This window comes from Agaricicola taiwanensis, assembly GCF_014635245.1.
Taxonomy (GTDB): Bacteria; Pseudomonadota; Alphaproteobacteria; order Rhizobiales; family Methylopilaceae; genus Agaricicola; species Agaricicola taiwanensis.
On record NZ_BMCP01000002.1, the window covers coordinates 630,529 to 651,419 of the forward strand.

Consider the following 20,891-nt stretch of genomic DNA (forward strand, 5'->3'; position numbering starts at 1 on the left):
AGACAGGGGAAGCAAAGCAAAGATGGCGGGTATTTCCGTATCAACGCCTGGGGGCACTCAGACTTTCGAGACAACCACCGCCACCTATGGCGGAAAGGTGGGAGGCGGCCCCAGACGGCTGCGTGGGGTGCTCGCGCTGGAAGATTTCGAAGCGCTCGCCAGAAAACATCTGCCACGGCCGATCCTCGACTATGTCGCGGGCGCGGCGGAGACCAATTTCTCCTTAAAGGACAATCGCGCAGCATTCGCGGACTATGGCTTCGTCACCCGTGTGTTGAGTGATGTGTCGAAGCGCTCCCAGGCCACCGAGCTCTTTGGCAAGACCTACGCCACCAGTTTCGGCATCGCACCCATGGGGCTCAGCGCTCTGGTGGCTTATCAAGGCGACATAGCGCTCGCCCGCGCCTCGGCGCAGCGCAACATCCCAATGATCGTCAGCGGTTCAGCGCTGACGCGGCTGGAAGATGTGCGCGAGGTGGCTCCAGACGCCTGGTTTCAGGCCTATCTGCCGGGTGATCCTGTAAAGATCGCGGCCCTGGTGCAACGCGTCGCGAACGCCGGTTATGAGACGCTCGTGCTCACGGTCGACACCGCAACGCGGGCCAACCGGGAAAACAACATTCGCGCGGGCTTCGCCACGCCGCTGCGCCCCAGCCTGCGTCTGGCGTGGGACGGCGTCATCCGCCCGCGCTGGACGATCGGCACCTTCCTGCGCACGCTGGTGAAACACGGCGTACCGCATTTCGAGAATTCCTTCTCAACGCGGGGAGCACCTATCATCTCGCGCAATGTGGAGCGTGATTTCAGCATGCGCGACCATCTCAACTGGTCGCATTTGCGCGAGATCCGGCGGCAGTGGAAAGGCAATCTGGTGGTCAAGGGCATCATGGGCACCGAAGACGCCAAGGTCGCACGCGCCGAGGGTGCCCAGGGCATTATCGTATCGAACCACGGCGGCCGGCAACTCGACGGAACCGTGTCACCGCTGCGTGTCCTGGAGCGGGTGGCCTCGGTCGCCGGCGACATGACGGTCATGATGGACGGCGGCATCCGGCGCGGCACTGATGTTCTGAAGGCGAGGGCACTCGGCGCCCGCTTCGTCTTCGTGGGAAGGCCCTTCCTATGCGCGGCCGCCATTGCCGGCGAGGTGGGCGTGCGGCATGCCATCGACACACTGTCCAACGAGATCACGCGGAACATGGCGCTGATCGGCATCAACAGTCTGGACGAGATGTCCCGTGACTTCCTGGTGCCGGTCCGGCAGCAGCAGGTGTAACGGCGAGAAAGCCGCCACCCGGCCGGTCACTGCGAGATCGGCTCCATTACGATGGCGGGGCGGCCGCTGATGATGGTGTTGTCCAGCATATCGAGGCGATCCTGCCCCCAGAAGGGTTCGTCGCGATAGAAGTAATAGGGCGCGCCAAAGAGCTGGCGGTCGATGGCTTCCCGGGTCAGGGCTTGTTCCTGCTCATGCAAGGCAGCTTCATCCGACCGCTCCAGCAGGGCCCGGCCATTCAGACCGTTCTGATCGGCAAGACGCACGAGGGTGTCCGGATCCGCGATGTTCAATTCATCCGCCCAGACCGCCTTCAGGCCGGCGTGGACGAAGGTGCTGACGTCTGCGCCATCGGCTATTGCGGCCAGGAGCATCCGATGTCCGAGCGAGGGATCGGCAGGATAGAACTTGGGATGGAGGAGCAGCGGGATGCCGCGAATATCGCGCCACCTCTGCATCTCGACCAACCGGTAAGCCTGGCGCTGCGGCGGCCGTTCCTTGACTGGTTTGCCGCCCCCGGCGGCGAAGACCTGCAGAAGGTTGATGGGCTTGAATATGACCTCTGCATCGTGACGCCGCACGAGATCCTGGAACACGCGGCTGCCTATGTAGGACCAGAGGGAGATGAAGCTGAAGTAGTATTCGATCCTGGGGCGGGTCTCGGTCATTGATCAGGTTCCCATATAGGCGGCGAGAATGGACGAATCGGCCGCGATGACGTCGGAGGGCCCGTTACGCACGGTGCGGCCCTGATCCATGATGTAGACATGGTCAGCCAGCTCCAGGGCGATGCCGACATCCTGTTCGACCACAAGCAAGCTTGCGCCGTCGGCCCGCACGCGGTGGAGCGTTTCCACGAGCTGGTCGACGACCGCCGGCGCCAGACCCAGCGAAAGCTCGTCGATCAGCAGCAGTCTGGGGGCCGCCATCAATCCGCGCGCGATGGCACACATCTGTTGCTCGCCGCCGGACATGGTGGTCGCATCCTGGCGGCGGCGCTCGGCCAGGCGTGGGAAGAGATCGTACATCCGCTCCAGATCGGCTCTGATGGCGGCCTTGCCATCCTGGCGCCGATAGGCGCCAAGCAGCAGATTGTCGTGCACGGAGAGCCCCGTGAAGAGCCGCCGGCCCTCCGGCACATGAGCGATGCCATTGTCCACGAAGTCACGCGGCGACGCGCCGGCAAGATCGCGGCCGCCGATGACGATGCTGCCGCGAAGCGGACGCAGAAGCCCGGAGAGCGCGCGCAACAGCGTGCTTTTTCCCGCGCCGTTCGAGCCGATCAGAGCCGTTGTCGTGCCATGCCGGACGACAAGATCCGCCGACCACACAACCTGAACGTCGCCATAGGCGACTTCCAGGCCCTGGACGTCCAGCAGGATCCCGCTCATATGCCGGCTCCTGCCATCCGCTCGGCAAAGCGGCGGCCGAGATAGGCTTCGACGACCGTTTCATCGCTCAGGACCTGAGCAACCGGACCATCGGCGATCAACCGGCCGTGGTGCAGAACGATGACGCGTTGCGCGGTCCGGGTCACCACCTTCATCAAATGCTCGATGAGGAAGATGGTGATGCCTCTGTTGGCGATCGAGGCAATGAGTTCGAGCGCGTTATCGATCTCGGCGGGATTGAGGCCGGCGTTCACCTCATCAAGCATCAGGAGCTTCGGACGCAAGGCCAGACTCTTTGCGAGCTCCAACCGCTTGCGGCCGGCGAGCGTGAGGGCGGAGGCGGGCTTTCCCGCCTGATCCGCGAGGCCGCAGAACTCAAGGTGATGCGCGGCCGCGTCCCGCGCTTCTGCGATGGAGGCCGCACCACCTGCGAAAAGTGCGGCGGCAGTCACATTTTCAAGCACTGTCATCGCGGGAAATGGCTGAACCACCTGAAATGTCCGCGCGATGCCGAGCCGGGCGATGCGGTCCGGCCTTTCGCGCTTGATGGATCGACCGGAGAAGGTGATGTCGCCTTCGTCGGCCTTGTGGACGCCGGTGATGACATTGACGAGCGTTGTCTTGCCGGCGCCGTTCGGCCCGATGAGGCCCACGATCTCGCCGGGTGCCAGGGCCAGGTTGATGTTATCCAGCGCAACGAGGCCGCGGAAGCGCTTCGTCACGCCCGTGATCTCCAGCAGAGGCCTCATGACGGCTGTCTCCTGCGGGTCAGGAGGTGGAAAAGGCCGCGGCCGCGAATCTCACTAAGGCCACCCGGCAGGAACAGAACGAGCAGCACGACCATCAGGCCGAGAATGCCGGCGTGAAACTCCAGAAGATTCCGCCAGAGCAGTTCCTCCAGCGCAAGATAGGTGAATGCCCCAAGCAGCGGCCCGAAGATGGTGCCGACACCGCCCAGCAATGCCATGAGGATGGGCTTGATCGAGAGCGCCCCATCATAAACGTCCGTTGGGTCGATGTAGGTGACCCATGACGCATAGACCCCGCCGACGAACCCGACGAAAAGGCTGGACAGCATGAAGCCGAATGTTTTCGCCTTTCGGGTGTCGACGCCGATGATCTGCGCGGCGTCCTCGTTCTGGGCGATGCAGCGCAGTGCCATGCCAAGTCTTGACCGGTCCAGCCAGATCGTGGCGGCCAAAGCGATGGCCGCGAGACTGAGCATGGCGACCAGGTAGAATTGGGCCTGACCGATGACGCTGCCATCGATCAGCGGCAGGTTGATCCCCATGCCTCCGCCGGTCACATCTGTCCATGAGTTCGTCAGCTCGCGCAGGACTTCCGCGACGACGAGGCTGGCGATGGCGAAGTAGCGGCCGCGCAGGTGAAGAATGGCCGTGCCCAGGAGACCGGCAAAGAGGGCCGCAACAGCGCCGGACAGCGCCACCGCAACGGGAAGCGGAAGCCCGGCATTCTGGCCGACAGCGGTGATATAGGCACCCAGCCCGAAGAAGGCGGCGGTGGCAAAGGAGGGATAACCGGCAAAGCCGCCGATGATGTTCCACGACAGGGCGAGCGTTGCGTACATTCCGAAGATCGTCGCAAGGCGGATCACATAGGCGTCAGCCTGAGCCAGTCCGAAAATGGCCAGAACCGTCGCAGCGGCGATAAGGACGAGGCGCAGCGTCATGCGAAGCCCCGTTTGCCGAGAAGGCCGGATGGACGGACGGCCAGGAGCAGGATGAGCAGCAGGAAAGCGAGCGTCATGGCATGTTCGGGGCCGAGGAACAGCGCACCAAAGCTCTCGATGATGCCAAGTGCGAAACCGCCGAGCACGGCTCCTGGAATGCTGCCGAGCCCGCCGAGCACGCAGATGACGAAAGCCTTGCCGAGATAACCCGCGGACGCGACCGGCGAGATTGGGAAGATCACGCTGAGGAGCGCGCCTGCGCAGCCTGCCATGAAAGCACCCAGACCAAAGGCGATCGCATAGGTGCGGCGTACGTCGATGCCCAGGAGAGCCGCTGCATCACGGTCCATCCGCACGGCGATGATGGCGCGGCCGAGCTGCGTTGTGCGCAGTAGGAGCGCGAGAAGGCCGATGAGGATCAAACCGATGACGGTGGCATAGATCCGGTCGGCGGGCACCACGATCGCACCGAGATCAAACACACCCAGCGGTGGGTCAAGCAGCACCTTGCGATAATCCGCGCTGAACAGGGCCAGCATGGAATTGTCGAGGAAGAGATTGAGGCCAAAGGTCAGCAGCAGGGTGATGAGGAAGGGTCGTGCCATGACGTGATTGATCACCAGGCCCTGCACACCCGCGCCCAGAACGAACAGGACCGCTCCTGCGACAGGCGCGAAAAGCAACGGATTGATGCCCCACTGCTGATGGGCGAAGAAGGCGAGGTACCCGCCGAGCACGATCAGTGAGCCGTGGAGGATGTTGATCACGCTCAGCACGCCCCACACCAGCGAAAAGCCCACGGCGATGCAGGCGTAGAGACCGCCCACCGCCAGACCGTTGACGAAAACCTGCAACCACAGCATCGGGGATCTTCCTCAGCACGCCGCACCGTTTCCAGTGCGGCGCCTCGTTTGTCTGTCAGTTTTGCGGGGCGGTGCGGAATTCGCTGGTTGCGATTTCCTGGGGTACCACGACCTCCACCTTGCCGTTCTGTATTTGCAGCACGGGCGGAACATACGAGTTCGCAATACCCGAAGGGGCGAATGAGATCGGGCCGAAGAAGGTCTTGAAGCCACCCTTCTGAAGCTCGGTGCGGACCTTGTCATGATCGGTCGAGCCGGCCCGTTCGATGGCAAGCTGCAGAACCACGCCGACCGCAGCGCCGGAGGCCTGGGTGAAATCGGGCTCCGAGCCATACTTCTGCTTGAACAGTTCGACGAACTTGGCGGAGGAGCCGAAAACATCGTCGCTCTGATATTTCACGACGGGGTGAAACCAGCTGGCCGTGGTCACATTCTCGGCGAGGGGGCCGACGGCATCGATCCATTCCTGATAGGCCGGGCCATTGATCAGGGTGAAGACGCTGCCACTGATCCTGAGGTCCGCCGCCTGTTTGCGCACGGTGATGAGATCATTGATGTAGCCGGTGACAATGATCCAGTCAGGGTTGGTCGCCCGAAGCTGCGTCAGTGCCGAGGCATGATCGAGCGTGCCGATGGCATACTTTTCGAAGAAAACAACCTCGAGGCCGCGCTTCTTGGCGCTCTTCTCGAACTCGTTCGCCAGGGAAAGCGGATAGAGATCGTTGCGTGCGAGGATGGCAACCCGCTTGGCATCCGGCAGCTTGGTCTTGACCAGCTCGGCGATGGGTTCGCTGAAGGTGCTGTTGTCGGTATAGACCCCGAAGAGGTTCTTGTAGCCTTGATCAAAGACTTCGACCGACGAGGCGGAAGAGGCGATCATAGGCACGCCGTATTTCTCCGCCACCGCGCTGGTGGCCTTGGTTGCGCCGGAGCCGAAGGGCGAGAAGAGGAAGTTCACCTTGTCGTCGGTGATGAGCTTTTCCGCCAGCTGAATGGCACGAGGCGTCGCCGACTGATAATCATAGTAGCGCAGCTCCACCTTCAGCTGCTGATCGCCGACCTTGATGCCGCCGGCGGCATTGACCTGGTCCTGCCAGAGCTCATAGCCCTGCTTGAGCTTGGTTCCTTCGGGCGACAATGCACCCGTGACGGGCAGGGGCGCTCCGATGAGGAGCTTATCCTGTGCGAAAGAGGATGTGCTGCCCGCAGCGGCCAAAACGAGACCTGCGAGCAGCGGGCGAATGCCGAGCTTCATGATATGCATCCCTGAAGGTAATCTGAGTGATGTGACAGAGGTGCACGTTGGCAGCCTGCCGTTCGGGCGAGCGGCTGCCGAACCACTTCAGCCAAGGGCGTCTTGGATGTGCACGCGACCATTTAACTTCATTTTCATGTACTATGTAGAATTCACCTATTGATATCAGGAATAATAACGTTGTCTACATGAAACATGCGTGTTTGATCGCGGCCATCACTGACCGTAAAATCACTCACCGATGTTCCGATGTCAGCCGAGCCAGCGGGGCAAATTCACGAGCTGCTGCAGAAGGCCGGCCGGATAATAGAGATTAAGCACATGGGCCATGACGGCGAGGATGGCGACGAGACCTCCCGCCAGAAGTGCGTTCCGCCACAGCGGCCGGCCTACCAGCACGGTGGTGAAGGCGAAAATGAAGCCGGCGATTGCCAGTGAAAAGCCCACCAGAGCCACGCCTGCGAGCAACCCTCCGAACCACATCAGGAAATAGAGGTTGCTGTGGCGGGTCACGACATCCGACTGCTCATGATCGGTCATGACGGTCCGCTCTTTCGTGCTGAAGATCTGGAAGCCGAGGATCGGCACCAGCAGCGCAAGGCTGGCAAAGCCGGCGATCAGCGGAAAGATGCCACCGAGCTCGCTGAGCTGAAACGAGCGATAGAGGAACATGACGACGACGCCGACTAGGATGAGCGTGAAGAGGATCTGTGGGCTCCGCACCATCAGGGATGGAGCCGGTGGTGCGGTGTTGATGTCGTAGCGAACGGCAATGACCTCATCGGCCCCCGTCGAGGCTTCCTGCGTCCCCGCGCCCATGTTCCTGCGGCCCCAGAAGACGGCGGCGACGGAGAGGAGGGCGAGGGCTGCGATCACGATCACGCCTGGGCGCTGCAAAAAGCTCCAGCCATAGACCTGCATCGCGCGGTAGACGGAGGATTCCAGTCCGTTGGACAGAACAAAGCCGATGAGAAGCGCAGGGCGGGGCCAGCCGAAGCGCTTCATGTAGACGCCTATGATTCCGATCACGGTCAAGGCGATCAGATCATTCCAGCTTCGGGTTGCCTGGAAGGCACCGAAGAACAGGATCGCCACCATGAGAGGAGCGATCAAGGCGTAGGGCACCGTGGTCACGCGTGCCATGGGATTGGCGAGGAGAAAGCAGGCCCCGGCGCCGAGGATGTTGGCGATCGCGAGCGACCAGATAATGGTGAAGGTGATGTCGAGGTTGGAGGAGACCATTGCCGGACCGGGCTGGATACCGATCAAGACAAAGCCGCCGAGGAGGATGGCCATGCTGCCGGAGCCCGGGATGCCGAAGAGCAGCGTCGGCACGAGCGAGCCGCCGGTGACCGCATTATTGGCGGCCTCCACGCCGATCACGCCGCGGACATCGCCTTTGCCGAACTGCGATTTGTCACGGCTGGTCTGGACGACGTGACCGTAGGTGATCCACTCCGCAGCCGAAGAGCCGAGGCCGGGCAGCATGCCGATCAGCGCCCCCAGGGCAGACGTCCGCAACACCAGCCAGCGATGCCGGATGGTGTCTCGCAATCCGTGCATCCAGCCTTTGCCGAGCTGGCCTGTCTCTGAAATCGTGATGTGATGGCGCAGGAGATCGATGACTTCAGGCAGCGCGAACAGCCCAAGGCCGAGGATGACCAGAGGGATGCCGTCGCCGAGATAGATGGTGCCAAAGGTCATCCGGAACTCGCCGGTGGCCGGCGCTCCGCCGATCGTGCCGGCGAGCAGGCCCATGGCGCAGGCGGCGATGCCCTTGAGCGCGCTTTTGCCGGTGAGTGTGCCAACGACCGTCAGCGCGAAGATGGTGATCATCATCAGTTCGCCAAAGCCGACCGAGAGGATGATGGATTTCGCGCCGAAGACTGCGAAGGTAAGCACGAAAGCTCCGAAGACGCCGCCGATCATGGAGGCCGTGAAGGCGGCCGAGAGCGCGCGCGCGGCTTCGCCGCGCCGTGCCATGGGAAAGCCGTCGAGCACAGTCGTCTGGCCACCGGCGGAACCGGGGATCGCCATGAGGATGGCCGGAAGCGTGTCGGATGTGTTCAGCGGTGCCAGCATGCCGATCATCATGGCCAGCGCCATGCTCGCTTCCATGTCGAAGGTGAAGGGCAGCAACAGCGAGAGCCCAGCGATACCGCCGAGCCCGGGAAGGATGCCGACGATCAGGCCGATGACAACCCCGAGGAGCAGCATTCCAAGGTGGTGGAACGTGAAGAGATTGACGAGCGCGGGAAGGACGGCATCGAGGATGGTGGCCATGTGACAGCGATCCGGACAATAGGGAACAGGCGCGCCGTCCGGTGGAGACGGCGCGCAGAAGACAGCTGAGTTGTTCAGAGGTCGATCTTGAAGCGCTGCTTCAGCCAGTCCGTCACCCATTTGCGGGCTTCAGGAGTGATCGAGGTGGCGGTGACAAGGCTCTTGCGGGCCGCTTCGCCGGTCAGTTGCGGGTAGGTGCCGATGAACTCGCCGGACTCCGCCTTGAAGTCTTTGTCCTCGACCAGATCGGCCGCAGCGGCATTGTAGGCCGCGACCACGTCCTCGGGTGTTCCCGCAGGAAGCACCAGGGCCTTGGAGCTCATCACCGAGAGATGGAACAGTGCGAGCCAGGCATCGTATTCCGTGCCGGAGGGTTTCTTGCCATGAATGATCTCATAGGCCTCCACCCAGCTGGGAAGGTCCGGGAAGTTGGGATCGCGGACGATCTCGCCATTGGCGTCGGCATAGCCCATGGTGAACAGCGGCACGGCGGTGCCGGCGTCAATAAGCGGCTGCGCCATCTGCTTATAGGCGGAGGTCACATCGGCGTTGAGGGTCAACTCGCCGCGCTGAAAACCGAGGTGCTGATCGCCACCGTCGGTGCCGAGCACCGGTTTGACGTTGACGCCGAGGAGCTCCAGCGACAGCAGCGTCGGCATATCGCTGCCGGTCGGGTTCTGCAGGCCCATGAGCAGTTCGCCCTTGTAATCCTTCAGACCCTCAACGTTTTTGATGCCGGTCTGGGAATGGACATAGATCACCTTTCCCATGGGAGAACCGATGAAGGCGATCCAGCCTTCGGGTTTGAACTGGATGTTGGGATCGGTGCTGCGCAGCGTTGAGGTGAGGGTTGTGCTGGTGGAGGCGACGGCGAAGTGCGTGCCGTCTTTCGCGGCGTTGGCCTCGAACCAGTTGGCACCGTTGACGGAGCCGCCGCCCGGGATGTTGCGAATGACGATGGTGGGCTCGCCCGGCAGTTTCGGCGCCAGCACGCGGGCCATATAGCGGGTGTAGGTATCTGCTCCGCCGCCTTCGCCGAAAGGTACGACGGCTTCGATGCGTTTCCCGCTGAAGTCGGCGCTCTGAGCACTTGCTGCGCCCGCTGATGCTGCCAGTCCCAGACCCCCAACGAGCAGGCCAGTCAATGGCATTATCTTGGATTTCTGAATAACTGTGCAGAATTTCTGATAGATCTTCATTTTTCCCTCCCGTATGTATGATTATTACCTTGAGGCTAGGGCTCTGCTTGTTGTTTTACAAGCTGAATGCAAGCCGTTATTGCAGATAACTGATGACGAACACGCGCTGACATGCTTGTATGTGGCGGGCAGCTCTCAGCTGCCTCCGATCTGTTGCTGGTATTTCGATATTTGTGAGAAGTATGTCCCAGGCGTCTGGGTCCCTTGGACCCTGGGCTCCTGAAAGCAGGCCTTGCCCACTGTTCGTCCAGATCGATGGAGGGGAGTCCATGCGTGTCAGAACAATCGCATCGCTCAACGGCACCGCGGCTCGTTTTGCAAATGGGCTGGTTACACTTCCGAACGGCCACGAATTTCCCCCGCCTCAACTTCTGCAGAACGATACTGTTGGCACAGTCGCCAAATTCCTGAAGCTTGATGATGAAGCCTTGAAGCAAGTGCTTGGAGGCTTCGGTTCTGCGGTCAGCCTAGCCTCCGGAATGGTGGGGGTGGGCGGGGCCGTTTTTGGCGCGATGGAATTATATGAAAAGTTTTTCGGGGGCGGCGGCGAAATCAAACAGGTCCTGAAGGCCCTCGATCAAATACAAGCTAAGCTGGATGGCCTCTATACTTATTTCGAACTCAGGGAGCTTGAGCAGCAGCGTAGGGCCAGAGATCGCTGGAATGGTGTATGTGCCCGGGCAGAGTCGACTCTCAACACAGTAAGGCGGTCTCGTTCTTCCGCCGATCTCGAGGCCCTGACACAAGAGCTGAAGAATCTCCACGACATCTTGCTGGAGATGTTGAGCGTCGATAAGATCCCCTACAACCGGAACACCTATACGTCGGTTGATGCTGCCGCAGGGCAATGGGTCGATGCTGCTCGCCCTCCATGGCTGCGCCGCGCCGATAAGGGCGAAATCAAACTTGTTACCAATCTGGCCGATCGCATCTGGGATGCTGGCTGGTTCCTGGCGGTTCTTGGTCGAGCACTCATTCTTTTCCCGATCGTGATGAGGATGGTCGAACCGGGCGCGCGTTCCACCGAGTGGGAGCGTGGCCTCGTGGTCAACCTCCGGCAGCACCTCGCCACCTTCCTCGCAAACTGGGAAAACAGCATCATTGTGAGTGACCCAGCCGCCTGGATAAATCCCGGCGGCCGCATGTCGAGCCCCTTTGAGCGGGCACCCGTCTTCATCGCGGTTGGTGCAGTCGATCCGACCAGCGGCATTTCGATGCTCGATTTGGGCTGGGGATTGGGCCAGATGAAGATCGAAAGTGGTTTCGACTGGAGCATCTCCGCCAGCGGTGTGCCGGACTGGACTCGCGTGTTAAATCCCGATGAAGCTCTCCATGCAGCGATCGTCCGGCAGTCGGCGCTGCATTTTGAACTCAAGAAAGCCTGCGGAATCTATAAGCTGGCAGAACTGGAACGAACCCTCGGGGAGTATCTCTCGCATTTCGAAGGCTCGGATTTCGTGGTCCTCCCGGATGCCAAGTTCAAGCTGCTCTCGCCCATAGAGCGGGGGGACAGCGGTGTGCGGCCACAGATTACCGACGGTTTGGCGCGATATTTCAGGCCTAGGCGGGATTACGCCGGCACCCGCTTCTATCAGGAGACGGAAAAACGCATCGTTTTCGATATCGCCCGGCGGGCCGATCGATCCCAGATCCAGCTCGGCTACAGACTGAAGATCGGGGGGATGGTGATCGATCTGGTGGAGTTTACGGCGGCTCCGGCGATAGGTACTCCCGTTGAGATTTTCCCTGAACAGACGATCCAAAGGTCGCTTTCGGGCCCTCTGGAAGTCTTCGATTGCTTTCAGGCTGCGGCCATGTCGGCGGCGCAGGAGGATACGTTCGAGCAGGAGGGATCCGTCGCTGGCGTTCCGCGCGCTTTCGTAAACGGACGCCCGGGGGATGTTGCCCTTGATCTCCAGATCAAGCTTTCCTTCGATCCTTTTGGAGCAAGCCCGAACGCAGCGGGCAGGGTGGAACTGGCCATAGCCAATCGTTCGCCGCGGGAGTTTCCGGGAGCAATCGCGCTGGATGTTCAGGTTCTCGAGAAGCGATACCGCTTCGATTCGCTCAGCGACCAGATTGGGCATGTCGAATGGGGCGTGGCGGATCAGCTGACGGTTCACATGGTTCCGAGCTTCGTCATTATCGACCGAGACTTTTTCGAGGATCTGGATGCAGCCTTCCACGCGATGCTTCGCGACATAAAGGGGCTGCAGGACCGTTTCACGTTGCAGGATCTGATCGATCAGGGCATCCCGATTGGCCCGGAACCGGAACCTGATCCACGTTGGCGTGCAATCTGGTTCGACCGAAGCGCGCAATGGGCGACAAACTTCATGCATGCGGCCGAGCGCGCTTTCCCGGTTGAGTTCGCCCAGGAATTGGCCCGGCGTCAGGTACCGACCCTCTAGCGGAACCTGCAGGGCATGAGGTTCAAGGAGGCGCTGATCGTGCTAGCCTGTCGTCATCGATTCCCGCATATCCGGTGCAATGGAAACTGCGCTTTACCAGCCCGTGAAGGGTTTTCTTGAACGTGCCGGATACAGCGTCAAGGGCGAGATCGGCGGCTGCGACCTTGTCGGGCTTTCCGACGGCGAGCCGACGCTGGTGGTGGTGTGCGAGCTCAAGATGAGCTTCAATCTTGAGCTTGTTCTGCAGGCGGTCGATCGTTGTGCTGTCGCCGACGAAGTCTGGATCGCGGCACGTGTTTCCAGAAAGGGCAGGGGCCGCGAGGCCGACCGCCGTTATCGCGACCTTTGCCGCAGGCTCGGCATCGGCATGCTTGGGGTTGCCGACAACGGCGAGGTCAGCATGATCGTCGCGTCCACATCGCCCATGCCGCGAACCAACGCCAGGCGGAGATCCCGCCTTGTGGAGGAACATCGCAAACGGCGCGGTGATCCGACAGCCGGCGGCGGGACCAAGGCGCCCATCATGACAGCCTACCGCCAGCAGGCGCTCGTCTGTGCGGCCGCGCTTGCGCAAGGGTGCTCGCGGCCGGCGGACTTGCGTCCACACGTCTCGAAAGCTGGACGCATCCTCCTCGACAATGTCTATGGCTGGTTCGAGCGCGTGGACCGGGGCAGCTATGTTCTGACCGACACCGGGCGAGCCGCCCTTGAACGTTGGCCGCAGGATCATCTCTCGATCGGTGCTTGAGCCGCTCGCGGCAAGGGCTCCGATTTAGAGATCGATGACATGAGCGGGCCAGGGGTTTCTCCCGTCCCGTAGCCAGTGCAGCGTGTCGGACCAGAAGCCGCTCGCGTGGCTGTCGTGGAACAGGTTGAAATGACCGATCGCCTGCCGGCCATAGTCAACGGGCTGCAGCAGAACCATTGTCCGCTGCGCGTTCGTGTAATAGCCGAGCGTGCGGCGGACAGCCGGCACGGTGCCAAGTTCATCGTCCGAAACCGAGACGGCCAGGATCGGCGCCTTCAAGGCCTTCATGCGCGCAAGCGCTTCCTGCCGCTCCGCATGCGGATGACTGCGCTCGAAGCGGGATCTGCGAAAACTCCATTCAAGAGCAACGCCAGCCGGCAGATCCTCCAGCCATCCCAGTCTTCGGCCGGGAAAATAGCCCAGACATGCGGTAGCGGCGGGCATTGCGACATGCCACTTCAGGAACAGGGCTAGTCGCCGGTGCGGCGCATAGTCCCTCCACCAGGCATATTGCGCCCCCACCGTAAGCATCCGATCGATCAACGGCGCACTCCCGGCCAGGCCCGGCAGGAAGCCGCCGACGCTATGTCCGACGACGGTTAGCGGAGCATGCGGCCGGTGCTCGCGCATGTATCGCAAGGCGGCATCGAAATCCTGTTCGCCCCAATCGCGCCAGCGATAACCGCAGCCCCTCAACCGCTCAGGACGCGACAGGCCGATGCCGCGATAATCATAGGTGAGCACGTCGAAGCCGTGATGCGCGAGGAACCGGGCATAGCGGTGGTAGTAGCTGGCGAGCACACCGGTCGCTGGATTGATGATCACGCTGCCGAGCGGATCCCGTATCTCTGCCGGCCAGAGATGACCGCGGATGGCGACACCATCGCGGCATGTGAAACCAACCGGGTGTCCTCGGAGCGTTGCGAGGGAAGGAGCGGCTTCGTTCATATCGTCAGGTTAAGCTGCGTCAGCCGCTGGCGTATATTCATACATTTGGCCAATCAGCCCGACCTTGCCCGACTTGCTGGCGCAGCGGGAGTTCGCCGTAACGCCCAGGCAATAAATAACGTCCAGTTCCACAGCCACGAAGAAATCAACAGCCTGCGCTCGTCGGCCAACTGCTTGACAGAACCGTTCTAAACAGGTCACACCTGTCAACACAGAAAACTGTCAACAGATGGTGGGAGAGCGAATGCTAGTGCAGGGCACGATTGTTGCGCATCCGTCGCTCAGCGATCAGGCATTCGCGGCCATCGCCGACGCCATCGCGCAGGGTGTGATCGCGCCGGGTACGCGCATCAAGGAAGCAACGATCGCCCGCGATCTCGGTATCAGCCGCGGTCCCTTGCGTGAGGCGTTGCGCCGGCTTGAGAGCCACCGATTGGTCGAGCGCCGGCCTGGTCTTGGCGCCTTCGTGACCTCGCTGTCGCTGGATGATCTGGATGACCTCTTTCAAATGCGCGAGGTTCTTGAAGGGGCGGCTTGCAGCTTAGCGGCAAGCCGCATCTCGGACGCGGGCATAGCCGAACTGCAGGGGCTGCTCGACCGGCATGGCAACGTTCTGGCCGCCGAAGGTCAGTACCGCCAGCTCACATCAGATGACGATTTCCACTTCTGCATCATTCGTGAGAGCGGCAGCCGGCGGCTGTTCCACACGCTGTGCTCCGAACTCTATCTCCAAATTCGCATGTACCGCTTCTGCTCGTCGTCCAAGCCAGGGCGGGCAGAGATGGCAATGCAGGAGCACCGCGACATCGTTGCGGCCATTGCCGCGCGCGACGCCAGGAAAGCCGAGGAAGCCATGAGGACCCACATCGCCAACGCCCGCAAGAACCTCATGTGGACCGCTCCCGAAGCTCCGCAACCGCTTAGCCTGCGCGGCTGACAATCGAACGACAAGACCACGGCTGGAGGCCGGAACATGCATCAGGATGAATTCAGGGTAATGCGCAGCTTCGATGCCGGTTTCGGCCGTGAGGGGCAGCTCTATTCCCTGCCGGCCGTGGCCAAAGTTGGCTACCCTAACCTGGCGCGCTTGCCCGTCTCGATCCGCATCCTGCTTGAATCCGCTCTGCGCAACCATGACGGCAGCACGGTGACCTCGGCGCATGTCGAGGCGCTCGCCGGTTGGGTTCCGAATGGCGTACGCGATGAAATTCCTTTCAGCGTCGCGCGAGTGGTGCTGCAGGACTTCACCGGAACGCCGCTCGTCTGCGACCTGGCGGCCATGCGGTCGGCGGCCGTGCGCTTAGGCAAATCGCCGGATCTCGTCGAGCCGCTTGTGCCGGTGCAACTGGTCATCGATCATTCGGTGCAGATCAACGAAAGCGGCACGCAGAACGCCATCCGCCGCAACATGGAACTCGAATATGAGCGCAACCGTGAGCGCTACGAGTTCTTCAAGTGGGGCACCCAGGCTTTCAATACCCTGACAGCGGTGCCACCAGGCTTCGGCATCATCCACCAGGTCAACCTCGAGGCTCTGGCCAAGGGCGTGTTCGAGCGCGACGGCGTCTATCTGCCGGACACGCTCGTCGGCACCGACAGTCACACCACCATGATCAACGGCATCGGCATCGTTGGCTGGGGCGTGGGCGGCATCGAGGCGGAATCCGCCATGCTGGGCCAGCCGGTCTATATGGTGGCGCCCGATGTTGTTGGTGTGCATCTGACAGGCGCATTGCGCGAGGGCGTCACCATCACCGATGCGGTGCTGCTCATCACCGAGAAGCTGCGACAGACCAAGGTCGTCGGTAAGTTCGTGGAGTTTTTCGGCGAAGGTGCCGCGAACCTCACGGCCATGGACCGCGCCACGATCGCCAACATGGCGCCGGAGTATGGCGCCACCATGGGCTTCTTCCCGGTGGACGATCAGACCGTGGCCTACTATCGCGCGACCGGACGGACGGAAGAAGAGATTGCGGCTCTGCAGGGCTACTATAAGGCTCAGGGTCTTTATGGCTGCCCCGCTGCCGGTGACATCGATTACTCCGCCGTGGTCGAGATCGACCTGTCCTCCATTCGCCCCAGTGTCGCCGGTCCGAAGCGCCCGCAGGACCGCATCGATCTGGCGGAGGTGTCCCGCCGCTTTGACGAGCTCTATTCCGCGCCCGTTGCATCGGGCGGCTATGGCAGGACCTCCGACATCGATCATCGCAGTGTTGTGAGCCCGGCGGTGACGACCGAGGGCAGCATGGCACTGGCGCTGGACGTGGCGGCGGACAGCCCGCCCGATCTTGGCCATGGCGACATCCTGATCGCGGCCATCACCTCCTGTACCAATACCTCCAATCCCGAGGTGCTGCTCACGGCGGGTCTCCTCGCCCGGAAGGCGGTCGAGCGCGGACTGTGGGTTTCACCGTGGATCAAGACCTCCTTCGCTCCAGGCTCGCGGGTCGTCACCGATTATTTGGGTGCGGCGGGCCTGCTGCCCGCACTGGAACAGCTGGGATTCGGCGTGGCGGCCTATGGCTGCGGTGTCTGTGCCGGCAACAGCGGACCGCTCGAGCCTGCCATCGACGCCACCATAGCGCGCGATGATCTCGTCTGCGCGGCCGTACTCTCGGGCAACCGCAACTTCGAGGCGCGCATCCATCCCGCGCTGAGGGCGAACTTCCTCATGAGCCCACCGCTGGTCATCGCCTATGCCATCGCAGGCTCGGTACGGGTCGATCTGTTCAAGGACGCACTGGGTACGGATCCAGACGGAGCACCTGTCACCCTGGCGGATATCTGGCCAACCCCTGCAGAGATCGATTCCATCAGGCACTTTGCCAACGACCCGGAAGCCTTCCGCAAAGTCTATGCCGACAAGGAGAAGGGCGGGGCGCTTTGGGATGCGGTGGAGAGCCCTGTTGGCGCGACCTATCCCTGGCCGCACTCCACCTACATAGCCGAGCCGCCGCTGTTCGAGGGCTTTACCGAAGAGGTGGTGCCGCCGGCGCCGGTGTCCGGTGCCCGCATTCTGGCGATCCTGGGCGATTCCATCACCACCGATCACATCAGTCCGGCCGGCATCATCAAAACGGACTCCCCCGCAGGCCGATGGCTGCAGGAGCGCCAGATCGCGCCGGCCGAATTCAACACCTACGGCACCCGGCGCGGCCAGCACGAGGTCATGGTGCGAGGCACCTTCGCGAACGTCCGGCTGCGCAACCTGATGCTGCCGGGATCGGAAGGCGGCGTCACCGCGATGCAGCCCAGCGGCGAGGTCATGTCGATCTTCGACGCCTCCGAGGCCTATCGCAAGACGGCCACGCCGCTCGTCATTCTCGCCGGCGAGGAATATGGCCAGGGCTCCAGCCGCGACTGGGCCGCGAAGGGCACCTTCCTGCTCGGCGTGCGCGCCGTGATCGCCCGCAGCTTCGAGCGCATCCATCGCTCCAACCTGATCGGCATGGGGGTGCTCCCTTGCCAGTTCATGCCCGGCGAAAGCGCCCAGAGTCTCGGCCTCGACGGCAGCGAGGTGATCTCAATCGATGGCATGACGGAAGAGATTGCGCCGCGCTCTATTCTGCGCATGACGGCCGTCAAACCCGACGGCTCGGTGATCTCTGCCGACGTTCAGGCGCGCGTCGATAGCGCCATCGAGACCGAATACTTCCGGCATGGAGGCGTGCCGAAATACGTGTTGCGGAAGCTGCTCTTTTCATAAACCGCAGCCGCCCAAGAGATCCCGGCCATTCGGGCCGAGCGATAACAACAATCGGAGGAATGAGAATGTCGCTTTCAACCTTTACCCGCCGCACGGCCATCGCGGCGTTCGCCTTGGCTGGCCTCGCGATCGCCATGCCGGCCCGGGCCGAACTTTCCGGCCTTGAGATCCTCGCCCCGTCCAATCCAGGCAGCGGCTGGGATCAGACCGCACGCGCGCTGCAGAGCGTGCTGGAAGCCAAGAAGCTTGCGGGCCGTGTCCAGGTGCTGAACGTCGGTGGCGGCGGCGGGACCGTCGGCCTCGCCCAGTTCGTCACCACCAAGGGCCGCCGCGATGACGCGCTGATGCTGTCGGGCCTCGCCATGGTCTCGGGCGTGCTCATCAACCAATCGGCTGTGACGCTGGATCAGGTTCGTCCGCTCGCCCGTCTCATTGGCGAATATGAAGTCATCGTGGTGCCGAAGGATTCGCCGATCAAGAGCCTCGAAGACCTCATGGCCAAGTTCAAAGCTGATCCGAAATCGGTGTCCTGGGGTGCAGGATCGGCCGGCAGCGCCGATCATCTCCTCGTGGGCATGATCGCGGAAGCGGCCGGCGTTGACCCCGCCGGCATCAACTACATCGGCCATTCCGGTGGCGGCGAAGCGCTGGCGGCGATTCTCGGTGGTCATGTCACCGTGGGTGTCAGCGGCTACCAGGAGTTCGCTTCGCAGATCAAATCGGGCGATCTGCGCGCGCTGGGCATTTCCGCAGCAGCCAAGGTCGAGGACATCGATGTCCCGACCTTCAAGGAGCAGGGGCTCGACATCGAATTCGTCAACTGGCGCGGCATCATGGCACCCGAGAAGATCAGCGACGCCGACTTCAAGGTTCTGGCTGACGTCATCGACCAGGCCGCCAAAAGCCCCGAATGGGCCGAAGCGCTGAAAACGCGTGGTTGGATCGGCATGTATCAGCCGGAGGCCGAGTTCGTTCCCTTCCTGAAGCAGAACCGGGCTGAGATCGAAAAGGTGCTGAAGAACATCGGCCTCGTGAAGTGATCGCGCGGGCCCGCCGCGCCGCGGTGGGCCCGCCATCTCCTTGCGGAACAGGATCCCGTCATGAAAAGTCTTCGCGCCTACCGCATCGGCGGCCAGGTCATCGCGCTCGCAACCGTTGCCGCAGGCATCGCCGTGGTGGCCGCCACCTCGCAGATAAACGTCTCGCCGGTCTATGCAGCCGCGGGGCCGCAGCTCTTTCCCTATCTCATCGGCGGGGCAACGATCCTGATCGGCCTGATCGCGATGGTGGAGGCTTTTCGTGGCACCTTGGCGCCTGACGGCGAACTGGAGCTCGATCTCCTGCCAGCCGGCATCATGGCGGGCGGGCTTCTGTTGCAGATCTTCACCATCGAGCCCCTGGGATGGGTGCCCTCGACGACGGCACTGTTCATGGCCGGTGCAATGGCCTTCGGGAAGCGCAACCTGCTGCTGGATTTCGTGGTGGGCCTGACGCTGAGCATCACCACGCTGCTCGTCTTCGACCGATGGCTCGGCCTCCGCCTCCCGTTCGGCAATCTCTTCTTCGGCTGATCGCCAGCTTTTGCCGTCTACCGCCTTAAGTATTCTGATCGGTACCTCTGATGGACACCTTCGCCTCACTGCTTCACGGCTTTGCCATCGCGCTCACTCCCTACAACCTGATGTGGGCCTCAGTCGGTGTCATCATGGGAACCGCTATCGGCGTGCTGCCTGGCATCGGGCCGGCGCTCACCGTGGCGCTCCTGCTGCCGGTCACCTTCCAGCTCGATCCGACCTCCGCTTTCATCATGTTCGCCGGCATCTACTACGGTGCCGTCTATGGTGGCTCGACCACGGCGATCCTTCTCAACACGCCGGGCGAAAGCGCCAGCATCGTCACGGCACTCGACGGCCATGCCATGGCCCGCACGGGCCGGGCTGGTGCTGCACTGGCAACGGCCGCGATCGGCTCCTTCGTTGCGGGCACCATCGGCACGCTGGCGTTGACCTTTGTCGCTCCGTTCATGGTCAAGGTGGCCCTGCGCTTCGGGCCCGCCGAATATTTCGCATTGATGGTGCTGGCGCTCGTCACGGTTACGGCTGTGCTTGGCTCGTCGCTGATCCGCGGCCTCATCAGCCTCATGGCCGGCCTGATGCTGGGCCTCGTCGGCATCGACATTCAGACCGGGCAGACACGCTTCACCTTCGGCGTGCCTGAGCTTCTCGATGGCATCGACATCGTGGTGGTGGCGGTTGGCCTCTTCGCCGTGGGCGAAACCATCTATGTGGCGACCCGAGCGCGCTATGAAACGGAAGAGTTGTACAAGATACGCGGTTCGCTCTGGATGACGCCGGTGGAATGGGCGCGCTCTTGGAAGCCCTGGTTGCGCGGCGCCTTCATCGGCTTTCCCTTGGGGGCGCTGCCGGCGGGTGGCTCGGAGATCCCGACCTTCCTGTCCTACCTCACGGAAAAGCGGCTCGCGAAGAACCCGGAGGAGTTCGGAAAGGGCGCCATTGAAGGCGTCGCAGGTCCGGAGGCGGCCAACAATGCCTCCGCCGCCGGTGTGCTCGCGCCCATGCTGGCACTGGGTCTGCCCACCTCGGCCACGGCGGCGGTTATGCTGGCCGCGCTGCAGCAGTATGGCCTGCAGCCGGGACCGCAGCTGTTCCAGAACAATCCCGAACTTGTTTGGGGCATGATCGCCAGCCTTTACATCGGCAACGTCATGCTGCTGGTGTTGAACCTGCCGCTTGTCGGCATCTGGGTGAAGCTCCTGTCGATTCCTCGGCCCTGGCTTTACGCAGGCATCCTGGTCTTTGCTTCGCTCGGCACCTACACGCTGAACAACAATGTGGTGGACCTCGTCATTCTCTGGGTGATCGGTCTTGCGGGCTTCGGGATGCGCGTTTACGAGATTCCTGTCGCGCCTTGCATCGTGGCCCTCATCCTGGGCCCGATGGCTGAGCAGCACTTCCGCCGTGCTTTGATGATCGCGCAAGGCGATCCCTCGGTCTTCTTCACCCATCCGCTTTCGGCAGCGATTCTTGCCATTGCCGCGCTCCTGCTGTTCGTTCCTATGGTGCTGCGGTTGCGGCAACGGCAAAAAATGGCTGTAGCCTGA

At 62.2% G+C, this 20,891-nt stretch carries 17 protein-coding genes; 8 read left to right on the top strand and 9 right to left on the bottom strand.

The features are described from left to right. Window positions 1–22: 22 nt before the first annotated feature. On the top strand, window positions 23–1,276 hold the full coding sequence (locus IEV58_RS10405) for an alpha-hydroxy acid oxidase (RefSeq protein WP_188409655.1): 1,254 nt from the start codon (window positions 23–25) through the stop codon (window positions 1,274–1,276). A gap of 26 nt (window positions 1,277–1,302) precedes the next feature. Here IEV58_RS10405 and IEV58_RS10410 read toward each other — a convergent pair whose 3' ends face one another. From IEV58_RS10410 to IEV58_RS10445, 8 genes are all read right to left on the bottom strand, one after another. Next, on the bottom strand, window positions 1,303–1,944 hold the full coding sequence (locus IEV58_RS10410) for a 2-hydroxychromene-2-carboxylate isomerase (protein WP_188409656.1): 642 nt from the start codon (window positions 1,942–1,944) through the stop codon (window positions 1,303–1,305). A 3-nt stretch (window positions 1,945–1,947) separates the two neighbouring features. Next, window positions 1,948–2,667: an ABC transporter ATP-binding protein gene (locus IEV58_RS10415; protein WP_188409657.1), complete on the bottom strand. Its 720-nt coding sequence runs from the start codon at window positions 2,665–2,667 to the stop codon at window positions 1,948–1,950. Next, on the bottom strand, window positions 2,664–3,416 hold the full coding sequence (locus IEV58_RS10420; RefSeq protein WP_188409658.1) for an ABC transporter ATP-binding protein: 753 nt from the start codon (window positions 3,414–3,416) through the stop codon (window positions 2,664–2,666). Before IEV58_RS10420 ends, IEV58_RS10415 begins: the two co-directional genes overlap by 4 nt. Next, entirely contained in the window at window positions 3,413–4,357 is a 945-nt protein-coding gene (locus IEV58_RS10425; protein ID WP_188409659.1) for a branched-chain amino acid ABC transporter permease, read from the bottom strand. Before IEV58_RS10425 ends, IEV58_RS10420 begins: the two co-directional genes overlap by 4 nt. Then, on the bottom strand, window positions 4,354–5,220 hold the full coding sequence (locus IEV58_RS10430; RefSeq protein WP_188409660.1) for a branched-chain amino acid ABC transporter permease: 867 nt from the start codon (window positions 5,218–5,220) through the stop codon (window positions 4,354–4,356). The genes IEV58_RS10425 and IEV58_RS10430 overlap by 4 nt, the downstream gene beginning before the upstream one ends. 55 nt (window positions 5,221–5,275) lie before the next feature. Further along, the gene (locus tag IEV58_RS10435) at window positions 5,276–6,475 is read right to left on the bottom strand and encodes an amino acid ABC transporter substrate-binding protein (protein WP_229729349.1); all 1,200 of its coding nucleotides are present in this window, start codon (window positions 6,473–6,475) and stop codon (window positions 5,276–5,278) included. Window positions 6,476–6,727: 252 nt separating this feature from the next. Next, window positions 6,728–8,758 (bottom strand): tripartite tricarboxylate transporter permease, encoded by a 2,031-nt coding sequence (locus IEV58_RS10440; RefSeq protein ID WP_229729350.1) that lies wholly within the window; start codon window positions 8,756–8,758, stop codon window positions 6,728–6,730. Window positions 8,759–8,832: 74 nt separating this feature from the next. After that, window positions 8,833–9,903, bottom strand: a complete 1,071-nt coding sequence (locus IEV58_RS10445) for a type 2 periplasmic-binding domain-containing protein (protein WP_229729351.1) — start codon at window positions 9,901–9,903, stop codon at window positions 8,833–8,835. A 323-nt stretch (window positions 9,904–10,226) separates the two neighbouring features. Here IEV58_RS10445 and IEV58_RS10450 point away from each other — a divergent pair, with 323 nt between their 5' ends. Both IEV58_RS10450 and IEV58_RS10455 read left to right on the top strand, forming a co-directional pair. Then, window positions 10,227–12,368: a hypothetical protein gene (locus tag IEV58_RS10450; protein ID WP_188409663.1), complete on the top strand. Its 2,142-nt coding sequence runs from the start codon at window positions 10,227–10,229 to the stop codon at window positions 12,366–12,368. Window positions 12,369–12,447: 79 nt separating this feature from the next. Further along, entirely contained in the window at window positions 12,448–13,116 is a 669-nt protein-coding gene (locus IEV58_RS10455) for a DUF2161 domain-containing phosphodiesterase (RefSeq protein WP_188409664.1), read from the top strand. Between the two features lie 24 nt (window positions 13,117–13,140). On the opposite strand, the gene IEV58_RS10460 is transcribed toward IEV58_RS10455, so the two are convergent. Then, the gene (locus IEV58_RS10460) at window positions 13,141–13,941 is read right to left on the bottom strand and encodes an alpha/beta hydrolase family protein (protein WP_229729352.1); all 801 of its coding nucleotides are present in this window, start codon (window positions 13,939–13,941) and stop codon (window positions 13,141–13,143) included. Between the two features lie 367 nt (window positions 13,942–14,308). Here IEV58_RS10460 and IEV58_RS10465 point away from each other — a divergent pair, with 367 nt between their 5' ends. The 5 genes from IEV58_RS10465 (at window position 14,309) to IEV58_RS10485 (ending at window position 20,891) form a co-directional block, all read left to right on the top strand. Beyond that, window positions 14,309–15,001, top strand: a complete 693-nt coding sequence (locus IEV58_RS10465) for a GntR family transcriptional regulator (protein ID WP_188409666.1) — start codon at window positions 14,309–14,311, stop codon at window positions 14,999–15,001. A gap of 36 nt (window positions 15,002–15,037) precedes the next feature. Continuing rightward, window positions 15,038–17,770 (top strand): aconitate hydratase AcnA, encoded by a 2,733-nt coding sequence (gene acnA / locus IEV58_RS10470; RefSeq protein WP_188409667.1) that lies wholly within the window; start codon window positions 15,038–15,040, stop codon window positions 17,768–17,770. Window positions 17,771–17,835: 65 nt separating this feature from the next. Next, complete coding sequence (locus IEV58_RS10475) at window positions 17,836–18,810, top strand: Bug family tripartite tricarboxylate transporter substrate binding protein (RefSeq protein WP_188409668.1); 975 nt, start codon at window positions 17,836–17,838, stop codon at window positions 18,808–18,810. Window positions 18,811–18,870: 60 nt separating this feature from the next. Further along, window positions 18,871–19,341: a tripartite tricarboxylate transporter TctB family protein gene (locus IEV58_RS10480; RefSeq protein ID WP_188409669.1), complete on the top strand. Its 471-nt coding sequence runs from the start codon at window positions 18,871–18,873 to the stop codon at window positions 19,339–19,341. Window positions 19,342–19,391: 50 nt separating this feature from the next. After that, window positions 19,392–20,891, top strand: a complete 1,500-nt coding sequence (locus IEV58_RS10485; RefSeq protein WP_188409670.1) for a tripartite tricarboxylate transporter permease — start codon at window positions 19,392–19,394, stop codon at window positions 20,889–20,891.